The 6,000-nt window shown below is 68.7% G+C and carries 5 protein-coding genes and 5 pseudogenes; 3 read left to right on the top strand and 7 right to left on the bottom strand.

Annotation, left to right across the window (positions count from 1 at the left end; translation table 11 throughout):
- Positions 1 to 121, top strand: a pseudogene (locus ACIHCL_RS35445) (transposase); the annotation flags it as partial.
- Here ACIHCL_RS35445 and ACIHCL_RS35440 read toward each other — a convergent pair.
- The 7 genes and pseudogenes from ACIHCL_RS35440 to ACIHCL_RS35410 form a co-directional block, all read right to left on the bottom strand.
- Positions 115 to 417, bottom strand: a pseudogene (locus ACIHCL_RS35440) (transposase); the annotation flags it as partial. The pseudogenes ACIHCL_RS35445 and ACIHCL_RS35440 overlap by 7 nt on opposite strands.
- Before the next feature lie 20 nt (positions 418 to 437).
- Positions 438 to 587 (bottom strand): annotated as a pseudogene (locus tag ACIHCL_RS35435) (IS110 family transposase); the annotation flags it as partial.
- 2 nt (positions 588 to 589) lie between these two features.
- A pseudogene (locus ACIHCL_RS35430) lies at positions 590 to 1,303 on the bottom strand (dienelactone hydrolase family protein); the annotation flags it as partial.
- Between the two features lie 180 nt (positions 1,304 to 1,483).
- Entirely contained in the window at positions 1,484 to 2,050 is a 567-nt protein-coding gene (locus tag ACIHCL_RS35425) for a TetR family transcriptional regulator (protein ID WP_399868552.1), read from the bottom strand.
- Entirely contained in the window at positions 2,047 to 2,544 is a 498-nt protein-coding gene (locus ACIHCL_RS35420) for a hypothetical protein (protein ID WP_399868551.1), read from the bottom strand. Before ACIHCL_RS35420 ends, ACIHCL_RS35425 begins: the two co-directional genes overlap by 4 nt.
- Before the next feature lie 127 nt (positions 2,545 to 2,671).
- On the bottom strand, positions 2,672 to 3,325 hold the full coding sequence (locus ACIHCL_RS35415; protein WP_399868550.1) for a hypothetical protein: 654 nt from the start codon (positions 3,323 to 3,325) through the stop codon (positions 2,672 to 2,674).
- Entirely contained in the window at positions 3,322 to 3,669 is a 348-nt protein-coding gene (locus ACIHCL_RS35410; RefSeq protein WP_399868549.1) for a hypothetical protein, read from the bottom strand. The genes ACIHCL_RS35415 and ACIHCL_RS35410 overlap by 4 nt, the downstream gene beginning before the upstream one ends.
- Positions 3,670 to 3,880: 211 nt before the next feature.
- Between ACIHCL_RS35410 and ACIHCL_RS35405 the strand changes: the two genes are divergently transcribed.
- Together ACIHCL_RS35405 and ACIHCL_RS35400 are read left to right on the top strand one after the other, a co-directional pair.
- Positions 3,881 to 5,341, top strand: coding sequence for a hypothetical protein (locus ACIHCL_RS35405; RefSeq protein WP_399868548.1), 1,461 nt, complete (start codon positions 3,881 to 3,883; stop codon positions 5,339 to 5,341).
- 337 nt (positions 5,342 to 5,678) lie between these two features.
- A pseudogene (locus tag ACIHCL_RS35400) lies at positions 5,679 to 5,981 on the top strand (Helicase associated domain protein); the annotation flags it as partial.
- Positions 5,982 to 6,000: the final 19 nt, after the last annotated feature.

The following is a 6,000-nucleotide window of genomic DNA, read 5'->3' as shown; positions in this document are numbered from 1 at the left end:
CGCCACCGAGCAAGGCATCCACCGCATCAACACCAACCCCCGACTTCCATGGTCATTCCTCGCCCATACCGGCCTGACCATCCACCCACCACACCCACCGAACCAACGAAAAGATCAGTAGTGTCCTGAGTCATTGATTCGGTTCAGATATCCGGTGAGGCGTTCGAAGATCTCGTCAGCGGTCTTCGTCCAGACGAAGGGCCTCGGGTTGTCGTTCCAGTGGACGATCCAGGTCCGGATGTCTTTCTCCAGGGCTTGGACGTTCCTGCGGACGCCACGCCGTATCTGCTTGTCCGTCAGCAGCGCGAACCATCGCTCCACTTGGTTCAGCCAGGACGAGTTGGTCGGGGTGAAGTGCATGTGGAACCGGGGGTGCGCCAGCAGCCACTTCTGGATGGCGGGCGTCTTGTGGGTGGCGTAGAAGCCCCTATGTTTCGTCAAGCCGCTGAAGGAAGCCGACCGGTAGTCAGAGGCCGGATGTGGCGGTAGAGCTCGCGGGCGACGTACCGCTTGAGGCACCGGATGATCTCGCGCTTGGACATGCCCTCGGCGGTGCATCGCTGCAGATACTTCTGAGTGCGACGATCTTGAGGGGAAGGCACTCGGAGAGCAGGTCGACGACGTCGCGCCAGGCTCGCTGCGCGTGCTGTGGGTGGTAGCCGACGCCGGGGACCGTGGGGTGGTCGACCGGCGGGTGGTGGAAGGCGTGCAGGGCGCCGCCGTAGACCGCGAGGCGCCAGTCGACGCTTGCGGCCTGCATTTCGGCGGTGAACGCGTTCCGTTGCGCGGGCGGCATGATCGGGTCTTCCGACCCGACGCCGGCCCACACCGGGCAGCGAATGCGCGCCGCCTCGCCCGGTCGGCCCGTGGTAGTTGCGTTGACTGTCCCGATCGCGCGCAGGTTGACGCCATCGCGCCCGAGTTCCAGCGCGATGGCGCCCCCAGTGCCGTAGCCGACGGCGGCGATCCGGTCGGGGTCGGTCCGCGGCTCGGCACGCAATACATCGAGCGCCGCGTGGCCGATGCCCCGCATCCGGTCGGGGTTGGCGAGCAGCGGCAGGCAACGGGCCAGCATCTCCTCGGGGTGACCCAAATAGCGCCCGCCGTGAAGGTCGAAGGCCAGCACTACGTATCCCAGCTCGGCGAGGGCATCGGCCCGGCGGCGCTCGACGTCGCTGAGCCCCATGCCCTCTGGCCCGAGCAGCACCGCGGGCCGGCGATCGACACCGGCCGGCACGGCGAGGTGCCCGATCATCGTCAGACCGTCGGCCTGGTACTCGACCGTGCGCGTCGTAATCGTCATGGGACTGGACCGTAGTGATTCTCAAGCTCGGTCGAACCGGTGTTCACCGCTGGCAGAACAGCACGGGTATGCCTCTGAAATGCGGCGATGGCTCACAAGATCCGTCACAGACCCCCGTTCCCGACAACCCGGTTCCCGGCCGCTGAGAGACCGGGACCGGGTTGTCGCGGGCGCGAGTGCTTACCCGGGCAGGTTGGGTGAGCGGTCGGCCTGGCGGTTGAGCTGAGCCATGAGCTCGCGGTTCGCGGCACGGGCGGCGGCCAGGTCGTCGTCGCGCTCCTGGAGCTTCAGCTCCAGGTCGATCAGCTGCTGTTCGAGCGTGGTGATCCGGGCCTTGAGCTGCTCGGAGTCATCAGGTCCTCCGATGCCGGACTCGCGCCAGACCTGGTCGCCCAGCACTTCGCTGAGGCGCTGCTCAAGTCGGCGGACCCGGGTAGCGAGACGGGCCGTGCGGGCGTCGGCGGCCGCGAGGTCGGCCTTGAGCGAGGCGCGGCTGACGGCCGGGCCGTGGCGGCCGGGCGTGGCGGCAGGTTCGGCGGCCTGGGCGTGGATCTGGGCGAGGAGGTCGCGGTGGCGGTAGAGGAAGGTGCGGTCGACGCCCGCGCGGCGGGCTATCGCGGCGACGCTGGTGTCCGTGCCGTTCTTCGCGGCTTCGGCGAGAGCCGCCAGGACGCGTTGGCGGCGGCGTCCGGTGTCAGCACGCCGGCCTTCGAGCATGGCCTGGACGGTGGCCTGGGGGGCGGTCATGCGGGTCGCTCCACTCGGAGGTCGGGCAGGGGCTGGCGGATGCGGGGCATGCCGAGGAAGTTCTGCCGCATCTGGCGAACGGTCGCGGCGGCCTTCTGGATCTCGGTGCGTTCGGCCTCGGTGAGCGTCTCGACGTCGTCGGTGACGCGCTGGATCAGGGCGCGGATGCGGGTGATCTCCTCATCTGAGGGGGTGGCCTCGGCGCGGGCCCAGTCGTCGGCCTCGGCCATCGACTTCAGCTTCTCCCGTTGCCTCAGCAGATCATCGAGGTAGGTCCGCAGGTCGGGGAGGTGGGAGACGTCGGTGGAGAAGTGGTCGCAGCCCACGCAGCGGAAGCGCAGTGGGCAGGCTCCGCCGCCGGCGGCGACGTTGGTGGGTTCGGAGCAGGTGCCGAAGGGGACGACGACCGCGCCGATGGCCCGGCGTGTGCGTTCGGCGTCGAAGACGGTGGTGACCGTGCCCCAGATGCGCTTGCCCTGGCGGTCGAACTGCATCTTCCTGACGCGTTCGACCGCCTCGCGCAGGCGTACTTCCCTGACTAATGGTGACGTCGGGTGTTGGAACTGTCTGAATGCCTGCCCTGCTGATCGCCACGGCCGGTCCGTAGTCGGTGTCTGAAGCTCATGAGTTCCACTGGTCGCAGTACTCGATGTGGATCTCGCGGGCGTCGCCGAGGATGCCGTCGTTCGAGTGCAGTTCTGTGCAGAAGTGCGGGTAGCTGGGATGGACCGGGACGTAGCCCGGTCCTTTGCGGGCGACATCGAGGAAGTGCCGCGCGGTCTCTCGGAACACCTTCGTGCTGCCGGTCATGAACAGGGTCTCGGCATGAAGATGCTGGTGAAACAGGTCGCGGTTCTCCCAGTAGTGACGTGCCGCGTAGTTGGCCACCGCAACATCGTCATACTCTGCCTCGGGCAAGCTCGCGGTCTGGGGATGGCCTGGGCCGAGGCGGCCTCGCACCTGCTTCCAGCGTGAGGGGGCGAACTGGAGCGAATGGTGCAGGAGCACGAGGTCGAGCTGGGAGCCGACGTCGTCTGGCACCTCCCGGGCCGGTGGCTGGTTGGCTCGCAGGGGCAGGCGAATCAGTGAGCGTGGCGAGCGTGCGGCGAGCATCCACAGTCCGGCGATGCGTCGGGCGGCGTCCTGGTCGAGGTAGGCGTCCAGGTGCCGGTCGTGGTCGATGAGCATGGCACGGCGCAACGGCTGGGCAGGTCGGATGACTCTGAACTCATCGGCTCCCAAGCGGGCCCGGTGTATTACGACGGGCAGCTTCATGGTTTCTCCGTTGCGGTGCGGCGGCTGACTTCGTTGGCGTAGGTGGCCCAGTCGCCGGCGGAGAGGCGTTGCCAAGCAACGGCGACGTCGGTGTGGATGCCCAGGGTGCGGGCGAGGATCGAGGCGGGGATCTCGGTGGCGAGCTGGAAGAGCGCCGTGCTGCGGGCCTGATTGGGACGGATCCCGAGCCGGTTCAGCCGCTGAGTCAGCTGTGTGGTGCTGATCGGCCGTCCGGGCTGTCCGCCGGGGAAGAGCCATGGAGACGGTGTCAGGGCGCCGATGGTCGCGTGGCCCTTGCGGTTCGCCGCGACGGTGCGGGCGAGGTGGGCGACGGGCTCGGGCAACTGGACGGGGGCGCCGCCGAGGCGGAGACGTAGTACTTCCTGGACCCCGACTTCGCGGGGGGCGGAGGTACGGGCCCCGGCACGGATTCGTACGCGTCGTGCGCGTCGGCGCTCATAGCCCTTGTCCCTCTGACCAGCCGATCCGTCAAGGGGCCAATCTATCTCCGGACGGGCCGAGTTCAGGGCGTCTGCCCCTGGCAGGAACAGTGAAGTGAGCTTTCCTTACGGGAGGGGCGAGGTGGCCGCCACATGCGATCCCCGTCGCTGTCCGCTGCTGGCCGAGAAGAAGGTGCCGCGTTTCAGGAGAAACCCCCGCACCCTCGTCTGCGAGTCCTGCATGCTGGCAGACATGCACCCTCGTGACCTAGAGATATGGCGGGCGATCGACCACGGCCTGCGGGCGATCGACTGGGAGGCGTGGTTCGGTTGCCCGGAGGGCGCCGACTATCTCTCTCCCTCAGGTCACGAGGTGACCGAACGCGCGGTGGCCGGCCTCACCGCGTTCTTCAACAGCCGCTGGCTGCCCAAGGCCGTGACCCCCTCCCCCGCTTCGGGCAAGGCCAGCGACACCTTCGTCGGTCTGGGCCGATTCGCCCCCGTACTCCAGTTCATGAAAGGAGCCAAGCCGGGAGCGTGGGTGGAGGCGGTCCGGTGGTGGGCCGCGTACGCCTATCTGGAGAAAGCCGGGGTGCCCGGCCTTGCCTCGGTCAAGCGGGATGCCCGCCGCGACATCACCTTGTCCCGGTTCCTGCACACCCAGACGCAGGCCCGGCTCGCGCTCATGGGAGCGGCCCGAGGGCGCCCGGTCGAACTGGAGCCGGAGAAAGCCGGCGGCGGTCCCGGCGACGTCCGTATCGGCCCGGTCTTCATCGAGGTCGTAACCTTCGGCCAGGACCAAAAGCTCCGGGACGACGAGAAGTTCCGCCAGGACTGCCAGATCCATCTCTTCACCCTGGACAGGGGCCGCGACATCTACTGGGAAGGCGAATTCCCCGAACTCCTCAACCACAACGACTTCGAGACGTGGAAGAAGCGGACCGAGGAAGCAGCCCGACAGTGCGCGGCCTCGGAGGCCGCGGTCGACATCCTCAGCAGCACCGGGAGGCGGCTGACCGTCCACCCCGGAAAGGCCCCCCATGGCACCGAACTGACCGGGGCGGACGTGGAGAGCGACCAGGGCAAGCGGCTCCTGAGCAAGGTACGCAACAAATGCGCCAAGACGCAGGGAGCGGGTACCGCGTGGATCTGGGTGGAGGACCACAGCGGCCTCTTCTACCTCCCGACGCCCTTCGCCGAAATGCCGCTCGCTGCCAAGACCGACGCGCTCGCAGACCTGCTCGGCCCGCTCCTGGGAGAGTATGTCCACGTCGCCGGGATCGTCGTCTCGAACGCGGCCCGCCGACGCATGCCGCTCCCGCAGGACGAGGACGTGCTCCGCCCCGCCGCGCAGGGGTTCCGACGGGGGCTGCCCCTCGACCGGGTCCGCGAGACGATCGTGATCCCCCGGCGGATCGTTCTGCCTGATCAAACGAGCCTGATTGCCAGAATGTGCGATACCGAAGCAGCTTCGCTCGACTGGGCTTTGGGGAAGCTCGGCGTCCCCGGGGGCGTGAGGTCGCTGCTGGCCGACTCGTCGACACCGCGCCGGGTTTCCCCACTGTGGACACCGTAAGTCGGCCCCGGCGGTAAAAGGGCGTGGCTCCAGGTGCCCGGACAGGATGTGGTCGCCGAGCAGCACACGCCGGCCCTCCGGCACCACTTCCTTCTCCTGTGAGGCTCACGGTGGGGCGCGGCGCGTACGACGGCCCAGGGTGAGTCGCGCGCCGGTGTAGAAAGTGCCAGTGTCCTCAACCGGCAACTCGTCCCCCGAACCGGCCGCTCTCGGGCGGGAGAGGGGGTGAATCTGTCCGCCCGGCCCCCGAGGCCGGGCCGACAGGTTCGGGGTCACCGGCGCAGCCACGTGGGCTCAGCTCCTGCCCGAGCAGCGGGAGCGGCTGTCCGCGCTTGGCGTGCGGGTCGCCGCCCTTCCCGTGACGGCCGCCGCCACGGCGGAGCTCCGTCCGGCGCTGGCCGACGCGGCCAAGGGTCCGAAGAAGGCCGGGAGCAAGGCTGAGGCGGCGTTCCAGCGGGGCCTGGCAGCCCTGGCGCAATGGGTGGAGAAGGAGGGGCAGCGGCCCGTCCCCCGCAGCACGGTCGTGGAGATCACGGTCGATGGCGAGGCGGAGCCGGTGTTGGTGAAGCTGGGGGTGTGGTTCTCGAACACCAAGTCGAGGCGGGACAAGCTCACGGCGGAGCAGCGTGCCGCCCTCGCCGCGCTGGGCATGGAGTGGG

This window comes from Streptomyces sp. NPDC052042 (genome assembly GCF_044548345.1).
Lineage (GTDB): Bacteria > Actinomycetota > Actinomycetes > Streptomycetales > Streptomycetaceae > Streptomyces.
Note: the sequence above shows the minus strand (reverse complement) of the source record. Positions and strands in the feature narration are given on the sequence as shown.